We start from the raw sequence: 19,246 nt of genomic DNA, 5'->3' as shown, positions 1-19,246 counted from the left end.
GGAAATCCCTTAACCGCGTGGGGTCGTGGCAGCCAGTTTCACAGCCGTACCCGGTGCAACCCTGGCAGGCGCGACTTGGGGCAGGTTGCTGGCTTCCAGCGCTTGGCGTTGTTGTGCGAGTGCCGCGAGGGTTTGTTCGCTGGCCATCGGAATCACTTCAGGGGTGACCGGTGAACCAGGACGTACCCGTTGCAGGCCCTTGACGATAATGGTGTCGTCCTTGCTCAGGCCGTTGCGCACGATGCGCAAGCCTTCGATCTTCGGACCCAGTTCCACGGCGCGGTAGGCGGTCTTGTTGTCGCCATCCATCACGATCACGAACTTCTTGCCCAGGTCGGTGCCGACCGCTTCATCGTTGATCAGCATGGCGCTGTAGGTACCGCTGCCCACCAGTTTCAGGCGTGCATACAAGCCCGGGGTGTAGCTGCCATCGCTGTTGTCGAATACGGCGCGACCACGGATGGTGCCGGTTTTCGGGTTGACCTGGTTGTCGACGAAGTTCATCACGCCCTGGTGCGGGTTGCCGTCCTCGTTGGACAGGCCCATGTAAACCGGGGTGGTGGCGCCGCGCTTGCCCTGGCGAGCGAGCTCCGTGTACTTGAGGAACACACGTTCGTCGGCGTCGAAGTAGGCGTACACCTTGTCAGTGGAGACCACGCTGGTCAGCGGGGTCGTGTCGGCGGTCACCAGGTTGCCGGCGGTGATTTCCGCACGGCTGACGCGGCCGCTGATCGGTGCGGTGACGCGGGTGAAGCTCAGGTTCAATTTAGCCAGATCAAGCTGCGCTTGCAGGGCACCGACGGCGGCGCGGGCTTCCTGTGCGGCGCTGGTACGCGAATCGGCCAGTTCGGCGGAAATGGCGTTGCTGGTGCGCAGGCGCTCACCGCGCTGGGCTTCGTTTTCACTGCGGGTGGCATTGGCGCGCGATTGAGCAACCAGTGCTTCGAGGCGGCGGACCTCAGCCTGGAACGGACGCGGGTCGATCTGGAACAGCAGGTCGCCTTTCTTGACCAGGGCGCCTTCAGTGAAGGCCACTTCATCGATCTGGCCGGAGACCCGTGGACGAATCTCGACGGTTTCCGGCGCTTCGAGGCGACCAGTGAATTCGTCCCATTCGTTGACCGGTTGTTCCAGCACCTTGGCCACGCTGACCTTGGCTGCGGGCATGCTGGCGGCAGTTTGCGGGGCCTTGCCGCAAGCGCTGATCACCACTACGGCCAACAAAGCCAACGGGAAGCGCAAATGTTTGAGTGACTGTTCCATGGATGCATCCGCCAATGTGTTGAGATTGGCGAATGATGCGCGGCGGGTTTGTATCTCACGAATCGAATGGGGCGAAGGTAACTATCATTCGGAATGATATGAGGCCCAAGCCAGCCCTCTAGCCTGCGCCTTGCGTTCGGTTGTCATCAACTGGATTGATGACAATTGTGTGTTGCATTGGATGCAATAGTCAGACTTGGAACCGTGTTGCGGCTTTCGCGAGCAGGCTCGCTCCTACAGGGATCCTTGTCGTTCCCAAATCGCTGTGGGCTTGCCTGCGCTGTGCCAATTTCGTCACCGCCAAGGCCCAAACCCATCAAGCCATAACGCCTCGGACGGACCACTCTGACCGGTCTGTCCAAGGAGATGACCATGATCCGACTGACCCTGATCGAAGCCCGTGAGTTGGCCGAATCGATCTTGTTGCACAACGGTTTTAATCTGGCCCACGCACAAGCGGTGGCGGCGACGGTGATTGCTGGCGAACGTGATGGCTGTGCCTCCCACGGTTTGTACCGGATTCTGGGGTGTGTGAATTCCCTGCGTGCCGGCAAGGTGTCAGCCGATGCCGAGCCGCAGGTGGTCGACCAGGCGCCGTCGATTGTGCGGGTGGATGCTGGCGGTGGCTTTTCGCAGTTGGCGTTTCAGGCGGGGTTGCCGTTGCTGGCGCAGAAAACCCGGGCCAACGGCATTGCGGCGTTGGCAATCAACCGCTGTGTACATTTCTCGGCGCTGTGGGTGGAGATCGAGCAACTGACTGCTGCCGGTCTGGTGGCACTGGCGTGTAATCCGAGCCACGCCTGGGTGGCGCCGGCCGGAGGACGACTGCCGGTGTTCGGCACCAATCCCATTGCCTTCGGTTGGCCGCGTGCGGGGCAGGATCCGTTTGTGTTCGACTTCGCCACCAGCGCGATTGCCCGTGGTGATATCGAACTGCACCGGCGTGCCGGCAAGGCGATTCCCGAAGGTTGGGGCGTCGACGCCCAGGGCCGGCCGACCACCGATGCCAACGTGGTGCTCGACAGCGGCGCGATGCTGACGTTCGGCGGGCACAAGGGTTCGGCGCTGGCGGCGATGGTGGAGTTGATTGCCGGGCCGCTGATTGGTGACCTGACCAGTGCCGAGTCGTTGACTTACGACGGGGGCAGCAAGTCGTCGCCGTACCATGGCGAGTTGATCATCGCCCTGGACCCTCGGCGCTTTCTGGGGGACGCCACTGAAGAACATTTGGCCCGGGCCGAAACGTTGTTCGAGGGCATTGAAGGGCAGGGCGCACGCTTACCGTCGCAACGACGTTACGCGGCGCGGGTACGCAGCCTGGTGGAGGGCGTGCAAATTCCCGAGGCGCTGTACAACGACCTCAAGGCCTTGCTCGCCTGATTCAGTAGGAGCGAGCTTGCTCGCGAAAAACGCAAGGACAACGTTTCCATTCAGGCAACACGCGTTATCGTTGACGTCCATCGCGAGCAAGCTCGCTCCTACAGGGATTTACTCAGGCCAGAGAGTCGGCTCGGCGTGGGCTAGTCGAGGCTGGGTCCAGCGCAGCAACCCGCGCCGCCGACTCGGCATCCACCTGGCGCAATGATTTGCCACGGGTCTCGCGGGTCAGGCCGACAGCCACCACGGAAATCAGCGCGGCGCCCACCAGATACCAGGCGATCGGAGTCGAGCTCTGGTACTTGTTGAGCAAGGTGATGGCGATCAGCGGTGCCAGGGAACCGGCGAAGATCGGCGCCACCTGGTAGCACAGGGACAGCGCGGTGTAGCGTACGTGGGTCGGGAACAGTTCAGCCATCAGCGCCGAGTAAGGCGCGTAAGTCATCGACTCGATGGCCAGGCCCAGAGTGATGGCGGCCATGATCAGCCAGTTGTTGCCGGTGTCCATCATCGGGAAACCGATGAAACCCCAGAACGCGGTGAGCACCGCGCCGGTCAGGTACACCGGCTTGCGCCCGACGATGTCCGACAGATAGCCCATCAGCGGGATCAGGAAAAAGTGCACCAGGTGCGCGCCGAACATCAGCAGCAGAATTTGCGAAGTGTCCTTGTGCACCACCAGTTTCAGATAGGTAATCGAGAACGTCACCACGGTGTAGTAGAGGATGTTCTCGGCAAAGCGTGCGCCGATTCCCACCAGCACCGAACGCCAGTGATGACGCAGCACTTCCACCACACCGAGCTGTTGCTGTTTGGTCTGTGCCTGACGAGCCTGGGCTTCTTTGAAGATCGGCGCGTCATCGACGCTGGTGCGAATCCAGTAACCGATCAACACGACTACCGCCGAGAACCAGAACGCCACGCGCCAGCCCCAGGCAAGGAACTGTTGCTCTGACAGGTTCGACGACAACAGCAGCAGGGCGACCGTGGCCACCAGGTTGCCGGCCGGCACCCCGGCTTGCGGCCAACTGGCCCAGAAACCCCGACGATTGTCCGGGCAGTGTTCGGACACCAGCAGAATCGCGCCGCCCCATTCGCCACCGAAAGCGAAGCCTTGGATCAACCGCAACAGCACCAGTAGCACCGGCGCGGCGTAACCGATCTGGTCGAAGCCAGGCAGGCAACCCATCAGGAAGGTGGTGATGCCGACCACTACCAGGCTCAGTTGCAGCAGGCGTTTGCGGCCGAATTTGTCACCGTAGTGACCGAATACCAGACCGCCCAGCGGCCGGGCGAGAAAGCCGACCGCGTACAAGGCGAAGGCGGCGATGATGCCGTCGATGGGGTTGTCGGTCTGGCGGAAGAACAGCTTGCCGAAAACTAATGCCGAGGCGGTGCCGTAGAGAAAGAATTCATACCACTCGGCGACGGTGCCTGCCATGGCGGCGGCCACTACGCGTTTGAGTCCCGAGGGCGTGGTTGCGCTTTGCGTGTGTTGAGGATTCGACATGCTGACGTACCTTGTTAAGACGCAAAAAAAACGGGCAGCCGGGCGGGGCCAGTAAAGGCCCGCCCGGCAATCACTCAGAGACCGACGTCCGGTAGTTCCGGGCGGTTGGCCAACGCCTTGGCCATGATTTGCTCGACAAATACGCGGTCGGCTTCCGGCAGGGCCAGGCGTGGCGGACGGGTCAAGGCGCTGCCGCGACCGGCGATGGCTTCACACAGCTTGATGCATTGCACCAGGTCGGCACGGGCATCGAGGTGCAGGATCGGCATCAGCCATTCGTAGATCGGCATGGCTTCGGCGAAACGACCGGCCTTGGCCAGGCGGAAGATGGTTTCGCCTTCTTTCGGGAACACGTTGGACATGCCCGAGACCCAACCTTCGGCACCCACGGCGATGCTTTCCAGCACCACGTCGTCGAGGCCGGCGAACAGCACGAAACGGTCACCGACTTCGTTGCGCACGTCGATGAAGCGGCGGGTGTCGCCGGAGGAATCCTTGAAGCACACCACGTTGTCGCAGTCGGCCAGGGAAATCAGGATGTCCGGGGTGACGTCGTTCTTATAGATAGGCGGGTTGTTGTAGACCATCAGCGGCACGTCGGCGTTTTTCGCCACGTAGCGGTAATGCTCGGCGGTCTCGAACGGCTTGGAACCGTAGACCAGCGCCGGCATCAGCATCACGCCATCGACGCCGACCCGGCGTACGGCATTGGCGACCTTGGCCGCTTGCAGGCTGGTGAACTCGGCCACGCCGCAAATCACCGGTACGCGACCACGGGCGGCATCGACAGCGACTTCAGTCACGGCGATTTTCTCTTCGGCGGTCAGCGAGGTGTTTTCACCCACCGAGCCGCAGACCACCAGGCCCGACACGCCGTCGCGGATCACGTTGGAAATCACCTGATGGGTTTTTTCCAGGTTGATAGAGTAGTCATCGTTGAATTGAGTGGTCACCGCCGGGAAGACGCCACTCCAGTTAATGCGCTTGCTCATTGTTGTCTCCGATTCGTTAATAGTATTTCGTATACGACATTTAAAATGACAATGCTCGGCCAGTGCTTTTTCTGGTTTTCAGGGGTTTTTACTGGCCGATGGTCTGGGGGGGCAGGGATTGCGTGATCAGGCGCCGGGCCAAGTGTCGGACAGGCGATAGCCTTGTGGCCACGGATCGCTTGGGTCGAGCAGCAATTGATGGGTGCCGGTGATCCACGCCCGGCCGGAAATGCACGGGTAAATCGCGGCGCGGCCGGCGACTTCGGTCAACGAATCAATGCGGCAGTGGAACTCGGAGCCGATAATCGAACGGCCGACAAAACGCTCGCCAACCTGCATCAAGCCTTTGGCCTGCAACACCGCCATGCGCGCCGAGCAACCCGTGCCGGTGGGGGAGCGGTCGATCTTGCCCGGTTGAATCACCACCGCATTGGCGCCGGTGGCGACGCCGTTCTCATTGACGATCGGCGCGGCGATCTGGCAGAAGGAAATGTGCGACCACTCGGGATTCAGCGGATGCACGAAGCCCAGTTGTTCGTTGGCCGCTCGAGTGATTTTCAGCCCGACCGCCACCAGATCGGCCGCTTCATCCGGGCGGATGGAGAAACCCAGGCCTTTGGCATCGGCAATCACAAAACTGTCGCCACCATAAGCGGTGTCAACCTTCAGCGAGCCGATGCCTTCGACTTCAATCCACGCATCCAGTCGATCAGCGAAGGACGGCACGTTTTTCACTTCCACCCGTTTCACCTTGCCATCCCGGCAGTCGGCCACGGCTTCGATCAGGCCGCCGGGCGCTTCCAGCACCAGGCGTGTTTGCGGCTCGGTCATGGGCAGGATGCCGCTGTCGAGCAATACGGTGGCGACGCACAACGAGTTGGAGCCGGACATCGGCGGGGTGTCCGCCGGTTCCATGATGATCCAGGCCATCTGCGCCCGTGGGTCCTTGGCCGGAACCAGCAGGTTGACGTGGCGAAACACGCCGCCGCGGGGTTCGTTGAGGACGAAGTTGCGCAGGGTTTCGTCCCGGGCGATCCAGCGTGACTGTTCCCACACGGTGGCGCCTGGCGGCTGGGCGACACCGCCCACGATCACGTCGCCGACTTCGCCTTCGGCGTGGCAGCTGACTACATGAATGACTTTTGATGAACGCATGGTTTGCTCCTTGTTTCGCCTGTGAAGGCCTCAGTCGCTATTTCACTGATTTCAGAAACTCTGCAGTCTCCGCACGCACCGGATTGCCAATCACCTGGTCCGGCGAACCAATCTCATGCACCAGGCCATTGCGGAAGAACGCCACACGGTCGGACACGTCCCGGGCAAAGCGGATTTCGTGGGTCACCAACACCATGGTCATGCCGTCTTCGGCGAGCATGCGCATGGTGTCCAGCACTTCACCTACCAACTGCGGATCGAGGGCCGAGGTGGCTTCGTCAAACAACATGTAGTCCGGTGACATGGCCAGGGCGCGGGCGATGGCCATGCGTTGTTGCTGTCCACCGGACAGCTTGCCAGGGAAGGTCTTGAGCTTGTCGCCCAGACCGACGTGGGTCAGTTGCTTCACCGCTAGCTCTTCTGCTTCAGCCTTGCTTTTACCCAGCACTTTGCGCGGAGCGAGCATGACGTTTTCCAGCACCGTCAGGTGCGGGAAGGCATTCCATTGCTGGAACACAATGCCGATTTTCTGCCGCAGGCGATTGAGGTCGGTGGCGCTGTGATGGACCTCGACGCCGTCAACGCGGATGTTGCCTTTCTGGATCGGTTCCAGGCCGTTGATGCACATCAGCAAGGTCGATTTGCCGGAGCCGGAGCCGCCAATGATCGACACCACTTCGCCCTTGTTCACCGTCAGGTTGACGCCCTTGACCACTTCGAGGTTGCCGAAGGATTTATGTACGTTGTCGATCTCAATCATTTTCTTGCCACCTTCTTTCCAGACGAGCGCCCAGGCGTGCGACCACCAGGCTCATGACGTAGTAGATAAGGCCCGCGATGCACAGCACCAGCAACGGTTCCTGGATGCGCGTGACGATGGTTTGCGAGGCGCGCAGCAGTTCGACGATACCGATCCACATCACCAGCGCAGTGTCTTTCATTACACCGAGCACCAGGTTCAGCCAGCCGGGGAACGCTACTCGGGTGGCCATCGGCAGAACGATCCAGCGCAAGTCCTGCAAGAAGCTCAGCCCCAGCGAACGGCTGGCCCGGCGCACTGTGAACGGCACCGCCAGCACGCCGGCACGCACGATCTCGGTGAAGTACGCCGCAGCGTAAACCCCCAACACAATGCAGCCGACGCTAAAGGCGCTGATGTTCAAACCGATGATGCTTTTGAGTGAGTTGAACAGTACGAACTGGATCAGCAACGGCACGCTGCGAAACACGTCCAGCACCCAGGCCAACGGCCGGCTGGCCCGTGGCAACAAGGCCCGCAGCAGGCCGAAGACCAACCCGGCCAAGGAGCCGAGAATGATCGACCAGAACGTCAGTTGCATCGTGACCCACGCACCGTTGAGCAGGAACATCAGGTCATTCGAGGAAAAATCGGTGGAAAACATGGACAGCTCCTCAGTAACGGAACAACCGCCAGGCCATCAGCCGGGCTGCCGCGACGATCGCCTTGGCAATCAAGTAATACAGCACCGCTGCAATGGCGAAATACTCGAAGGTGCGGAAGGTTTTGACGTTGTATTCCTGGGTCACACCGGTCAGGTCATTGTTTAGTCCGACGATCACCCCCAGCGACGTCATCAACACCGCCCAGACCATCTGATTGGTCAGCGGGTAGAACACGACCCGCAGCAGTTGCGGGACGATGATCATGCGGTAGGCCTGGAAGGCACTCATGCCGAGGGAACGCGCCGCACGCACCTGCGTGTCAGGCACGGCCTTGAGGCCGCCGCGAAAGTTCTCCGCCAGATACCCGGCATTGTTGAAGGTGATCCCGGCCAGCAGGGCGAACCAGGAACTGACGTGCAGGTTCAGCGAGCCGAGGCCGAAGTAGAGGATGTAGATCTGGAACAGCGACGGGGTGTTGCGGGCAATCGATACCCAACCGTTGCCGAACCCGCGCAGTAATGGGTGTTTGGCCTCGCGCATCACCGTCAGGACCAGGGCGATCAGCACGCCGAAGATCATCGACAGCGCGGCGGTTTCGAAGGTGACGATGGCACCGGCAAGCATGTCCGGCAGGGCGCGCAAGGCGGAGCGCCATTGGAAGCTGTAGTCAAACATGCGCAGGGGTCTCCAGTAGGGCTGCAGGTTGTAACCAGGCCGGCAAACGTCCGCTGGCCATTGCGGTGCAGGCCGCGTCGACGCATTCGGCAAGGCTGGCGAAGTGCACCTTGCGGCCGACCAGGCCCGGTGCGTAGTGGGCGTATTTGCCCGAGTTGGTCATCAGGGTTTTAGCCGCCAGGGGGATTACGGGTTCGCCGAGCATGCACCAGCAGGTGTCGGTGACCAGGGTCGCGCCAAACGCTTCGATCACGGCGATGTGCCCGGCCTCGCGGGCCTGCTCCAGCACGGCACGGCCGCAGGTGATGGCAAGCACCACATCCGGGTGTCTTTGTCGTCCCCGGCACAGTTGCGCCAGGTGAGCGAACTCGCTGAGGGAAAAGTGCGGGTTACCCAGCGACACCACATCCACCCGGTTATCGCGAGCACTGTTTAGTTTGCGCCAGCTCGACAGCAGGTCCTTCAGGCGGATTTTTTCCACGGCAATGGCAGTGTCCGCATCCAGCACCTGCGCCGGGTCAATGGCCTCCGGGGTGACCCCGGCGATGTGGAACAGTGGTGCCGCAGAGGTGGTGGCGAAGGCCGCGCCAAAGGCTTTGAGGTCGTCCAGGCTCGGCTTGCGTTTTTCCAGTCCCAGCACCAGCGGCATGCGACTGCCGGCCAGGGCACCAATGTGGTAACCCAGCAGCGGGTAGAAGGCATCGTCCAGTTCACCGAGGGCAGGCAACTCGAGCTGCAACCGGGCCTTGCGTTGTGCGTCCAGGTGGCAGCCGATCAGCGGGGCGCGACCGGTGAGGGCGATGCAGATGTCCAGGTAATCCGGGTATTTCAGGGTGCGTGCACCGAGCACGCTGTTGGCGTAGACCACTGCGTTGGATTCCGCCCAGACGATTTGCTCGCCAGCCTTCGGTGCAGTGTCGAGCAGGTACGGCGCGCAAGTGAAACTGAGCTGTGCGCCCATCGCCATATAAGCATCGCCCAAGGCACTGGCCGGTTCACCCAGTGCCGGATCGATACCCAGTTCGCGCCAACGGCGCTGGTCGACGGAAATTGAATTGAGGGTGGTGGGCACTCGCACTTTTGCTCCCCATTGCACCAGTTGCCCGGCAAAGCGCAGGCTCGCCGGTCCGGTGTAAATGCAGCCGTCGATGTGTGCTTGAGTGACATCCACCAATTGGTCGGCACCCTGCAGTTCGGCCATACGCAGGACGATCTGCATGGCCATTTTCGCGGCCTTGCCATGCCGGCCATCGAGCATCGCCCGATCGTGCCCGGTGAGCCTGATCGAGGCGCTGCTGTCAGTGTTTGGTAATGGGCTGTCGAGCGCTTGCCAGGCGTCGCCCGGCAGGTGATCGAACAGGCTCAGCGTTGTATTTTCGACCCGGGCGAAGGCCTGGCCGCGCAAGGCGGCGAAGGCCTCCCTGCCGATGCACAGCACCGGCAGGGAACGGGCAAAAATGGTTTGCGCCACCAGCACGCCCAAGGTCAGGATCTCGTCGGCTTCGGCCAGCACCAATGCTGTCGGTGCATGGCCGTTGCTGATCAGTTCCATCAACACACTGCTGCCGGTGCACGAGCCGCGACCACTGGGAATCGCCAGCACGCGGCCGGCCAGGTGTTGGCCGCTGAGCGGGTGATGGCGGTCGATGACTTCACCCGTGCAGGGATCGACTCCGCCCCAGAAACTCAAGCCGACATCGGCGAACAGCAGGGCGCCTTGCGCGGCACCCGCCACCAGGCTGCGCCCGGTCAGAGAAATTGGCCCAGGCATGCCGGACATCTCAGTAGTAGACCTGAGGCACGGTCAGGTTGGTCGGCGGGATCTCGGTGCCGACCCATTTAACGAACAGCTCCTTGTAGCGACCGTTGCGCACTTGTTGGTTGACAAACAGGTTGAGGTAGTTGAGCAGGCCGTACTCGCTGCGCTTGGCACCCAGGGACACGTAGTCGATGACGTACGGGGCGTTACCGGCGACTTTCAGGTTTTTGTATTTGCCCGACTTGAGGGTGGCGGCGGCCACGGTGTTGGTGACCACAGTGGCATCGATGTGGCCTTGGGCGACGGCTAGCAGGGTATCGCTCTGCGACTGGTAGGCTCGGAAACTGCCCGAGCCCCAGTTCTTCACGTCTTTCTCCAGGGCGATGGCCTCATAGGTGCCGCTGGTGTTGCCCACTGCTTTGCCCTTGAGGTCGTCGAAGCCGTTGATGCCGGTGTCGTCGCGGGTCAGCACTACCATCTGGAAGGCAAAGTAGGGCACGGTCAGGCCAACGGTCTTGGCGCGTTCGAGGGTGTCGGAGGTAGACGCGACGATCACGTCAGCCCGCCCGGAGACCAGTGCCGGAATGCGATCCGGGAACGGCGTTTCCACCACTTCGGCCTCGACCCCGAGGATCTTCGCCAGGTCGCGGCAATAGTCCACATCGAAGCCGGCCGGCGAGTTGCTGGCATCGCGAAAGCCCATGGGCGGGAAGTCCAGGGTCACCGCGCAGCGCAGCTTGCCCGAACCGATGATGTCGTCGAGCTTGTCGGCCTGGGCAGTGGCGATAAAGGAGGTACTGAGAACAGCGCTGAGGGCTACGGCAAATGCGGGGTTTTTCATAGAGGCCTCGTTGATGTGAAGTGCTGTTGAATATCGTATTGGGGATTTCGTATACGATATCAACAATAGCAATCAACGTGCCTATTTCCAGTCCGAGGTGTGAATTAGTTGTCAGGCCTTGGCGTAGAGGTTTTGTAGCGCTGCAACTCGTAGCGCGGTGACGCCAAGGCAGTGAGGACAGGTGTTACATTTGGGAGCAGCGGTAGCGTGGGCGCACCTTTAAGGAACACTGGTCAATGCTGTGTGCGGCCTTGAGCCACCGATGTCAGAACAATCGCTGAAGATCAAAAACGGATATGCCCCCAAACCTAACGCTGGTTGTCGCGATACTGACTCGGCGACAAACTGGTCAGCGCCCGAAACTGCCGGCTGAAGGCACTGTGGTCGGTGTAACCACAGCGCAAGGCAATCTCGGTAATCGGCAACCCGGTGTGCAGTAATAACCGCGAACCTTCTTCCAGGCGCGCCTTGTGAATCATTTGCCGTGGAGTGAGCTGGAACACCCGTTTGCAATGCCGCTCCAATTGCGCCACGGAATAGCCACCGATGGCGGTCAGTTCGGCGAGGCTGATGGAGCGGGCGAAGTGGCGGCGGATATGGGCATCCACGGCGGCGAGTTTCTGGAACGCGGGATGGTTGGACTGCGGCGATTGCAGGTCGCGGGAGATACCGGCCAGGCCCACGATTCGACCCTGTTCATTTTTCAAGGCAAGTTTGTGGGTCAGGCACCAGATCGGCTGATTGCCATAATACAAATGCAGCTCCAGCTGATCGGCCAGTTCGCGACCGCTGGACAGCACTCGCCGATCCTGCTCGGTGTACAGCGGACCGAAGCGTTCCGGGAAGACCATTTCGGCGGTGCGCCCCAGCAGTTCGTCCCTGTGTTTGAAACCACAACGCCGGGCCAGGGTCTGGTTGACGAAGGCGTAGCGGGCCTCGCAGTCCTTGATGAAAAACACCACGTCCGACAGGGTGTCGAGCAATAGCGCGATGGGCTGAAGGCTATTAAGCAGCGTCGGCAGATCGCATGGTTTAAAGGTGGTGAGCGAGGGATACATGGTGCTGGGGGTCTGAGGGGGACCCCCGGGATCATAGACACTCGGCAGCGTGGCCGAAACCCCAGGCGTGGTCATCACGCTGACGGGGTATCGTCCAGGGACATCAAGGTTTCGATCCGCGCCGGGCTGAAGGGTGGGCGCGGTGCCGAGGGCTGCCAACCAAACAAATGCTGTACTGCGCCGCCACACACCCGGCCCTGGCAGGCACCCATGCCGCAGCGACTGGCGAGTTTGGCTTCGCGCCAGCCAGAGTGACCGGTCAATGCCGCGTAGGGCACGTCTTCGCAGCGGCAAACCAGGGTGTCGGGTTGGGCCAGGGACTTGAGTCGCGGGTCGAGGGCGAACGCGCTGTTCAGCGCCTTGGCGAAACCCTGCCAGCGCGCCCGCCGCGGCCAGAATTGCTTGGCGGCTTCCAGATTGCCGACCGCAGCGTGGCCGGCAATTGCACCTTCCACCAAGGCCAGTTCACTGCCGCCGAACCCTGTGCATTCGCCCGCCGCATAATGATCGGCGCGGTTGCTGGCCTGCCAGGCATCCACCGTGATGGCTTGATCTTCGATGGCGCAACCCAGTGCCTGACCCAACTGAATATTGGGAATCAACCCGAAAGAACAGGCCAGCCGATCACATTCCAACTCAACAATGTTGCCTTGTTGTTGCAGGCGCACGCCTTCCACTCGGTCGGTGCCAAGCGCTGCCAATACGTGGGTGGCGGTGCGGTAGTGGTGGTCGAACAGGCTGAACGATTGCAGCCATTTGCCGGGCCAGCGCGGCAGTTGCGCTGCGAAACCGGCGACGGCGCTGCGGCTGGCCTGTTCGGCGATGCGTTGCACTTGCGCGCCATGCTGTTTGGCGGTGGCGGCACTGGCCAGTAACAGCGGGCCGCTGCCGGCGATCACCACGCGCTCGTTCTGAACCGGCAAACCGGCCTTGATCAGCGCCTGCAAACCACCCGCACCGGTGACTCCCGGCAGGGTCCAGCCGGGGAAGGGCAGCAGCAATTCACGGGCGCCGGTGCACAGAATCAGTTTGTCGTAGCTGATCAACCAGCCATGGTCGTCATCTTCGACCAGCAGTTGTTTCGCGCCGGGGGCGGCGATCACCCGGGTACCGGCGTGATGGCGGATGTTGTTGCACGACGCCAGACGCTCGCGCAGGCGCCGGGCCTGACCGGGCACGTTGGCTTGAGGTCCGGCGCGCCAGATTTGCCCGCCCGGCAGCGGGTTGTCGTCGAGCATGACAATGCGGGCGCCGCTGGGGGCGGCGGCAAGGGCGGCGCCCATCCCGGCAGGGCCAGCGCCAATGATCAACAGATCAGCGTATTCATTCATGGGCGAGTCTCCACCTGCATGCCGTCACGGCACAGGGTCTGGCAAGCCAGGCGACGCCGGCCATCGATGGTCACCCGGCATTCCTGACAAATGCCCATGCCGCACAGCGGCGCACGGCGCTGACCGCTGACTGAGGTGCGCGTGCAGCCGTCACTGGCCAACGCCAGGGCAGCGGCGACGCTGGTGCCTTCGGCGACTTTCAGGACGTGGCCGTCCAGCAACAACTCAGGCATAGACCGGTTCTCCGAGAAAACGCTGGGGCAGATAAGGTTGTGCGGCCAGTGGCGGGGTTTCGTTGAACAGTTGCGCCACCAGTAAATCGGCGGTGCCGGGGGCGGTGGTTACGCCCAGTCCTTCGTGACCGACTGCCAGCCACAAGCCTTGACGTTGTGGATGTTGGCCCACCAGCGGCAAGCCGTCGGGGCTGGCGGCGCGCAAACCGGTCCAGGCACGGATGCCATTGAGCCGGGCCAGCCCCGGCATGTACTCGGCGGCACGCTTGAGCATTTTCGCGAGCATCCAGCCTTCGACCTGCGGGTCGGTGGTGCCGAATTGCCGCGAGGCGCCGATGAACAGTTGCCCGGTGGGGCGCGGCTGGATATTGCAGGCGGTCGACGGCCCCGAGGCGTTGTGGGCACTGGTGACGTAACCCAGTTCCACCAGCGTATGGGTGACTCTGCCGGGGTAGCGGTCAGTGATAAGCAAGTGGCCTTTTTTCGGCTCGATGGGCAATTCCGGGCACAACTCGTTGGCTTGAATACCGTTGGCCAACACCACGGCATCGGCACTCAACCAGTGACCATCATCGAGGCAGACGCGGTTGCCATCGACCGCACTGACCCGTGCCCGGCGCTGGCGGATGTTCGGTGTTTCGAGCATCCATCCGGCCGTGGCCGGGGCGTATAGAATGCCGTCGCCAATGATCAGCAAGCCGCCTTCCAGTCCTTCGCTCAGTTCCGGTTCGCGCTGGCGCAGGGCATTGGCGCCGATCAGTTCGCACGCCACGCCCTGGGCTTGCAGGTTCAGGAATTTGCTGTGGGCCACCGCCATTTCTTCGACATTCGCTGCCAGCCACAGCGTGCCGTTGCAGCGGTAGGCACAGCTGTCGGGCAGGTCCGCGCCCAGTTCGCGCCAGCGCTGCAACGAATATTGACTCAGGGCCAGTTCGGCGGGGTTGTCGTCGAGTACCAGCAAGTGGCCCATGCCGGCGGCTGTGGCGCCGTGCAGGCCGGCGTCCAAAACCAGCACCTGCAAGCCGCGACGGGCCAGCGCCTGGGCACAGGCGGCGCCGATAATGCCGGCGCCGATCACGATCACATCGGCTACCTGGCCCTCGTTCATGAACGAATGCCCCAGGCGAACGGGTCGTCCTGTTCGATGATCAGGCTCGCCTCGGCACTGATGAACGCGCGACCACGAATGGTCGGCACGATGCGCTCACCCTGCAGTTCGTAGGAACCCTCGAACTCGCTGCCGATGACGCTGGCCTGGCGCCAGATCTGCCCCGGTTGCAACTTGTCGTCGGCGGCCAGGCATGCCAGTTTGGCACTGGTGCCGGTGCCGCAGGGCGAACGGTCATAGGCTTTGCCGGGGCAGAGCACGAAGTTGCGGCTGTCGGCGTGATCGTCATCGGCGAACAACTCGACGTGATCGATCAAGCCGCCGTCTTCACCGCGAATGCCTTGGGCTTCCAGTGCTTGCTGCACGGCGAAGGTGTAAGCGGTCAGTGCTTCGAGGTTGTCGCCGGCCACCCGCAGGCCATGCTCGGCGATCAGGAAAAACCAGTTGCCGCCCCAAGCGATATCACCGACCACCTGGCCGATGCCCGGCACCTGCACCGCCAGCGCTTTGCGATAACGGTAGGCCGGCACGTTGCGCACGCTCACCGAATGGTCTTCGTGCAGGGTTGCCTGCACCGTGCCCACCGGCGTTTCGATGCGGTGCACACCGGGGCCGATCTTGCCCAGGTGCGCCAACGACGCCACCAGGCCGATGGTGCCATGGCCGCACATGCCCAGATAACCGGTGTTGTTGAAGAAAATCACCCCGGCACAGGCGCCAGGGTCCACCGGCGCGCAGAGTAGGGCGCCCACCAGTACGTCACTGCCCCGTGGTTCCAGCATACAGGCGGCGCGCCATTGATCATGCTGTTCGCTCAATACCTTGCGCCGTTCGACCATGCTGCCAGTGCCCAGGTCAGGAAAGCCGGCGGTCACCAGGCGGGTCGGTTCGCCGCCGGTGTGGGAGTCGATCACAGAGATGCGTTTCATGGGTGGGCCACGTCCATTCGGTTGAGTGAACGCAAGAGTGGCCCGTGCGGCGGGTGTCGGCTTGATGGATTTAGTCTGTGTCGATGACGAAATCGGCACAGCTTCCGCAGCTGTCAGTGGGTGTGGGGCAGGTGCTCGAACAGGGTCGTGCAGACGCCGGCAATGTGCTCGTCCAGAAGCTTCACCGCCAGGTCCACATCCCCGGCGCGGCAGGCCGCCAGGATCTCGCGGTGTTCGTGATCGGCCCGCTCCTTACCGGCCGACAAGCTCATCTGCATGCGTAGATAACGCTCCAGCTTGTCGTTGACCGAACGGATCAGGCTCACCAGAAACGGTCGCTGCGCCGGCTCGTACAGGCAGGAATGCAGTTCCCAGTTGAGCTCGGCCCAGCGCCCCACGTCGTCCTCGCCGATGAACTCCTGACAGATGCGCTCGGCACGGGCGAAGGTCTCTTCGGTCATGTTCGGAATGGCCAGGCGCAGAATCTTGTCCTCCAGCAACATCCGCACTTCGAACATCTGCGCCAGTTCCGCATCGGAAACCCGCGTGACCATTGCCCCGCGATTGCGCTGGAACATCACCAACCCTTCGGCCTCCAGCCGCTTGAGGGCTTCGCGCACAGGGATCTTGCTGACATTGAACTGGCGGGCGATGTCGTCCTGGCGGATCGGCTCATCCTCGGCAAAATGCCCGGCGACAATCGCATCCCGCAGATGGCGCGTGATGATTTCCGAAGTCGAAGGCGTGTTACCAAGGTCGGGTGCGTTGAGTTTGGGTAGGTTCACGGCGGCGGTCATTTGGAGTGAGATAGCGCTAGGGTATACGAAATTCTTTTGCTGATCTTCCCCGGTTCGACGTCGATGCACCCGATGTCGGTCATGCAACCCGCTACAACAAAACGGGCGCCCGCTGAGGCGCCCGTTTTCATTCAGGCCTGCGCCAAACCTGGTCCCCTTGGAGGTATTCTACAAGCCTTCTCAGAGGCTATCCGGATCCCCGAAGAACATCTGAATCCGCGACCTTAACCAGCGCTCCCCCGGATCATTGTCTTGGGACCCGCGCCAGGCCATGTGCAGTTCGAAACTGCGTACCGGCAACGGCGGATCTTCGGCCCGTACACCACCGGCGGCAGTCAGTGCTTCGGCGGTGTAGTCCGGTACCGTAGCCACGATGTCGGTGCCGGAGAGCAGGGTACTCAAACCGTTGAACTGCGGCACCGCGAGCACCACATGACGTTTGCGCCCGAGCTTTTCCAGCTCTTCATCTATGAAGCCGCTGAGGTCGCCGGCAAACGACACCAGTGCATGGGGGCGGGCGCAGTAGTCATCCAGGCTCAACGGCCCCGGCACGGTGTCGGCACGCAACAGCTTCGGCTGGCTGCGGCGCAGTACCTTGCGCTTGGCATTGGCCGGCAGGTCGGTGGTGTAACTGACGCCGATGGAGATCTCACCGGATGCCAGCAACCCCGGCATCAGGATGTAGTTGACCCTGCGCACCACCAGCACAATCCCCGGCGATTCGGCACGCAGGCGCTTGAGCAGCATGGGCAGCAAGGCGAATTCGACATCGTCCGACAGGCCGATGCGGAACACGGCGGTACTTGTGGCAGGATCGAACTCGGCGGCACGGCTGACCGCGGTGGAAATCGAATCCAGTGCCGGCGACAGCAGGGCGAAAATCTCGATCGCCCGGGCGGACGGCTCCATGCTGCGGCCGGTACGCACAAACAAAGGATCATCGAACAACCCGCGCAGGCGCGAGAGCGCCGCACTGATGGCTGGCTGGCCGAGGAACAGTTTTTCCGCGGCACGGGTCACGCTGCGTTCGTGCATCAATGTTTCGAAAACGATCAACAGGTTCAGGTCGACACGACGTAGGTCATTACGATTCATCTGGAGTCCTGGCAGAGTCAGCAAACTTGACGTGAGCGGCCATATGAGAACAATGGCCAGCAGGAATATTACGGGGAAAGGCTGGTACTCTGCACCGGGTAATTCCGATTTCCTGCCAAGGAGGCCGGATTCCTGCGGCATTTGACGATGCTGTGGAATCAATGACAGGCATGTCGACTATTAATAGCCACTGATAGTGTTGGGTTGAAAGCCCAGCTAGAGTTCAAGGCATTAGAGGTTCATTTGGCGAGGTTTGCGATGTCCCGCACGATCCGTTTTCACAAGTTTGGTCCAGCCGAGGTGCTCAAATGCGAAGAGCATGCGGCGGCTCTGCCTGCACCGGGCGAAGTGCAGGTGCGCGTCGAAGCGATCGGCATCAGCTGGTATGACATTCTCTGGCGCCAGAACCTGGCCTCGTCCCATGCTCGCCTGCCTTCAGGCCTTGGTCATGAAATGGCCGGTATCGTCACCGCCGTCGGCGAGGGCGTGGATGACCTGGCGGTTGGTGACAAGGTTGCCAGCTTTCCGGCCCAAAGCCCGAACGATTACCCGGTCTACGGCGAGCAGATCGTTCTGCCGCGCTCGGCTCTGACCCGCTACCCGGATGTGCTCAGCCCGATTGAAGCCAGCGTGCACTACACACCGTTGCTGGTTGCCTATTTCGGCTATACGGATCTGGCACGGGTCAAACCCGGGCAGTTTGCCCTGGTGACCGACGCCAGCCACTGCGCAGGCCCCTCGTTCGTACAACTGGGCAAGGCCTTGGGTGTTCGAGTGATCGCCGCGACCAAGAGCGCGGAGGAACGTGAATACCTGCTGTCGCTGGGTGCCGAGAAAGTCATCGTCACCGAGGAAGAAGATCTGCTGATGCGGATCAACAAAATCACCGATAACCGCGGCGTGGATGTGGTGTTCGATGGTTTGGGCGGTCCTCAGATGTCGTTGCTTGGCGATGTGCTGGCGCCGCGCGGCAGCCTGGTGCTGTACGGCCTGCAAGGTGGCAACCAGACGCCGTTCCCGGCCTGCGCAGCGTTCCAGAAGAACATTCAGTTCTTCGTGCACTGTATCGGCAACTTCACGGGCAAGCCGGAACTGGGCATCACCCAGGACCAGGCAGCACTGCAACGTGCCTTGCGCGACATCAATCAGCTGACCGCCGATCGCGTTCTGCTGCCGCTCAAGACTCGGGTCTTCCCGTTTGCCGAGTTTGTCGAAGCGCACCGCTACATGGACGAATGCCCGTGTCGCGAAAGGGTTGCGCTGCAGGTCGAACCGGCATAACGCTCACCCAGGACCCGATCCAGTAACCCCGCTCAAGAGTCCGTGCCCACACGGACTCTTTCGTTTCAGCCCTCCGAAACCCGTCGATCCGCAGACCGGTCCAGCAACTGAACTGGTTTTTGCTCGTAATCTGTAGCTTCTAATCAGCCACTAAGCCCTGATAATTGAATGATTACTTTCATCTCAAGGAATGAGTCATGGCTGGGTGTCAGGCTGTAACTTTTCAACGTGCGCCGTGGGTGCAAATCTCCAAATTAGTTCGTTGTTGTGTAGTTGCCAAAAAGACAATGACAACTTTCTTCTTTATTTCTTGTGTTAAGTGTCTGTGGGACTTTGTCGGACGTTTCCTAGGACTACGAAATCAATCGACAAAACCCCTGCCAGCCGGGCGCTATAGCCTCGCCTTCGCCATTAAGCCGAGGGGGTGCTGCGATCATT

General features: G+C 61.6%; 18 protein-coding genes. 2 read left to right on the top strand and 16 right to left on the bottom strand.

Annotated features, from left to right (window positions below):
* Positions 1–9: 9 nt before the first annotated feature.
* Positions 10–1,263 carry a multidrug efflux RND transporter periplasmic adaptor subunit MexE gene (gene mexE, locus ACEN8Q_RS07680; protein WP_413704894.1) on the bottom strand — a complete coding sequence of 418 codons (1,254 nt, stop codon included), beginning with the start codon at positions 1,261–1,263 and terminating at the stop codon, positions 10–12.
* A gap of 372 nt (positions 1,264–1,635) precedes the next feature.
* Here mexE and ACEN8Q_RS07675 point away from each other — a divergent pair, with 372 nt between their 5' ends.
* Positions 1,636–2,643, top strand: a complete 1,008-nt coding sequence (locus ACEN8Q_RS07675) for an Ldh family oxidoreductase (RefSeq protein ID WP_413704893.1) — start codon at positions 1,636–1,638, stop codon at positions 2,641–2,643.
* A gap of 112 nt (positions 2,644–2,755) precedes the next feature.
* Here the strand turns inward: ACEN8Q_RS07675 and abaF are convergent, their stop codons facing one another.
* The 15 genes from abaF to ACEN8Q_RS07600 all read right to left on the bottom strand — a co-directional run bounded on the left by abaF (position 2,756) and on the right by ACEN8Q_RS07600 (position 17,527).
* Positions 2,756–4,150 carry a fosfomycin efflux MFS transporter AbaF gene (abaF, locus tag ACEN8Q_RS07670; RefSeq protein WP_413422816.1) on the bottom strand — a complete coding sequence of 465 codons (1,395 nt, stop codon included), beginning with the start codon at positions 4,148–4,150 and terminating at the stop codon, positions 2,756–2,758.
* A gap of 74 nt (positions 4,151–4,224) precedes the next feature.
* Entirely contained in the window at positions 4,225–5,142 is a 918-nt protein-coding gene (locus tag ACEN8Q_RS07665; RefSeq protein WP_095942202.1) for a dihydrodipicolinate synthase family protein, read from the bottom strand.
* Between the two features lie 126 nt (positions 5,143–5,268).
* Entirely contained in the window at positions 5,269–6,297 is a 1,029-nt protein-coding gene (locus ACEN8Q_RS07660; RefSeq protein ID WP_413422814.1) for a trans-3-hydroxy-L-proline dehydratase, read from the bottom strand.
* Positions 6,298–6,334: 37 nt separating this feature from the next.
* Complete coding sequence (locus ACEN8Q_RS07655; RefSeq protein WP_008018646.1) at positions 6,335–7,057, bottom strand: amino acid ABC transporter ATP-binding protein; 723 nt, start codon at positions 7,055–7,057, stop codon at positions 6,335–6,337.
* Positions 7,050–7,700, bottom strand: coding sequence for an amino acid ABC transporter permease (locus ACEN8Q_RS07650; protein ID WP_008018647.1), 651 nt, complete (start codon positions 7,698–7,700; stop codon positions 7,050–7,052). The genes ACEN8Q_RS07655 and ACEN8Q_RS07650 overlap by 8 nt, the downstream gene beginning before the upstream one ends.
* A gap of 10 nt (positions 7,701–7,710) precedes the next feature.
* Positions 7,711–8,376, bottom strand: a complete 666-nt coding sequence (locus tag ACEN8Q_RS07645; RefSeq protein ID WP_413422811.1) for an amino acid ABC transporter permease — start codon at positions 8,374–8,376, stop codon at positions 7,711–7,713.
* Entirely contained in the window at positions 8,369–10,147 is a 1,779-nt protein-coding gene (locus ACEN8Q_RS07640; RefSeq protein WP_413704892.1) for an aconitase X, read from the bottom strand. Before ACEN8Q_RS07640 ends, ACEN8Q_RS07645 begins: the two co-directional genes overlap by 8 nt.
* Before the next feature lie 10 nt (positions 10,148–10,157).
* Positions 10,158–10,976 carry a transporter substrate-binding domain-containing protein gene (locus ACEN8Q_RS07635; RefSeq protein ID WP_008018651.1) on the bottom strand — a complete coding sequence of 273 codons (819 nt, stop codon included), beginning with the start codon at positions 10,974–10,976 and terminating at the stop codon, positions 10,158–10,160.
* 308 nt (positions 10,977–11,284) lie between these two features.
* Positions 11,285–12,034: a helix-turn-helix domain-containing protein gene (locus tag ACEN8Q_RS07630; RefSeq protein WP_413704891.1), complete on the bottom strand. Its 750-nt coding sequence runs from the start codon at positions 12,032–12,034 to the stop codon at positions 11,285–11,287.
* A gap of 74 nt (positions 12,035–12,108) precedes the next feature.
* Positions 12,109–13,365 (bottom strand): FAD-dependent oxidoreductase, encoded by a 1,257-nt coding sequence (locus ACEN8Q_RS07625; protein WP_413422805.1) that lies wholly within the window; start codon positions 13,363–13,365, stop codon positions 12,109–12,111.
* Positions 13,362–13,598, bottom strand: a complete 237-nt coding sequence (locus ACEN8Q_RS07620; protein WP_413422803.1) for a 2Fe-2S iron-sulfur cluster-binding protein — start codon at positions 13,596–13,598, stop codon at positions 13,362–13,364. The genes ACEN8Q_RS07625 and ACEN8Q_RS07620 overlap by 4 nt, the downstream gene beginning before the upstream one ends.
* Entirely contained in the window at positions 13,591–14,706 is a 1,116-nt protein-coding gene (locus ACEN8Q_RS07615; protein ID WP_413422801.1) for an NAD(P)/FAD-dependent oxidoreductase, read from the bottom strand. The genes ACEN8Q_RS07620 and ACEN8Q_RS07615 overlap by 8 nt, the downstream gene beginning before the upstream one ends.
* Positions 14,703–15,635: a 4-hydroxyproline epimerase gene (locus ACEN8Q_RS07610; RefSeq protein ID WP_413422799.1), complete on the bottom strand. Its 933-nt coding sequence runs from the start codon at positions 15,633–15,635 to the stop codon at positions 14,703–14,705. The genes ACEN8Q_RS07615 and ACEN8Q_RS07610 overlap by 4 nt, the downstream gene beginning before the upstream one ends.
* Before the next feature lie 113 nt (positions 15,636–15,748).
* Positions 15,749–16,432 carry a GntR family transcriptional regulator gene (locus ACEN8Q_RS07605; protein ID WP_007994315.1) on the bottom strand — a complete coding sequence of 228 codons (684 nt, stop codon included), beginning with the start codon at positions 16,430–16,432 and terminating at the stop codon, positions 15,749–15,751.
* A 180-nt stretch (positions 16,433–16,612) separates the two neighbouring features.
* Positions 16,613–17,527: a LysR family transcriptional regulator gene (locus ACEN8Q_RS07600; protein ID WP_413704890.1), complete on the bottom strand. Its 915-nt coding sequence runs from the start codon at positions 17,525–17,527 to the stop codon at positions 16,613–16,615.
* A gap of 258 nt (positions 17,528–17,785) precedes the next feature.
* On the opposite strand from ACEN8Q_RS07600, the gene ACEN8Q_RS07595 reads away from it, so the two are divergent.
* The gene (locus ACEN8Q_RS07595; protein ID WP_413704889.1) at positions 17,786–18,808 is read left to right on the top strand and encodes a zinc-dependent alcohol dehydrogenase family protein; all 1,023 of its coding nucleotides are present in this window, start codon (positions 17,786–17,788) and stop codon (positions 18,806–18,808) included.
* Positions 18,809–19,246: the final 438 nt, after the last annotated feature.

The sequence above is a fragment of the Pseudomonas sp. Pseusp16 genome (genome assembly GCF_047324915.1).
Classification (GTDB): Bacteria; Pseudomonadota; Gammaproteobacteria; order Pseudomonadales; family Pseudomonadaceae; genus Aquipseudomonas; species Aquipseudomonas fluorescens_CD.
This window is presented reverse-complemented; position numbering and strand designations above follow the sequence as displayed.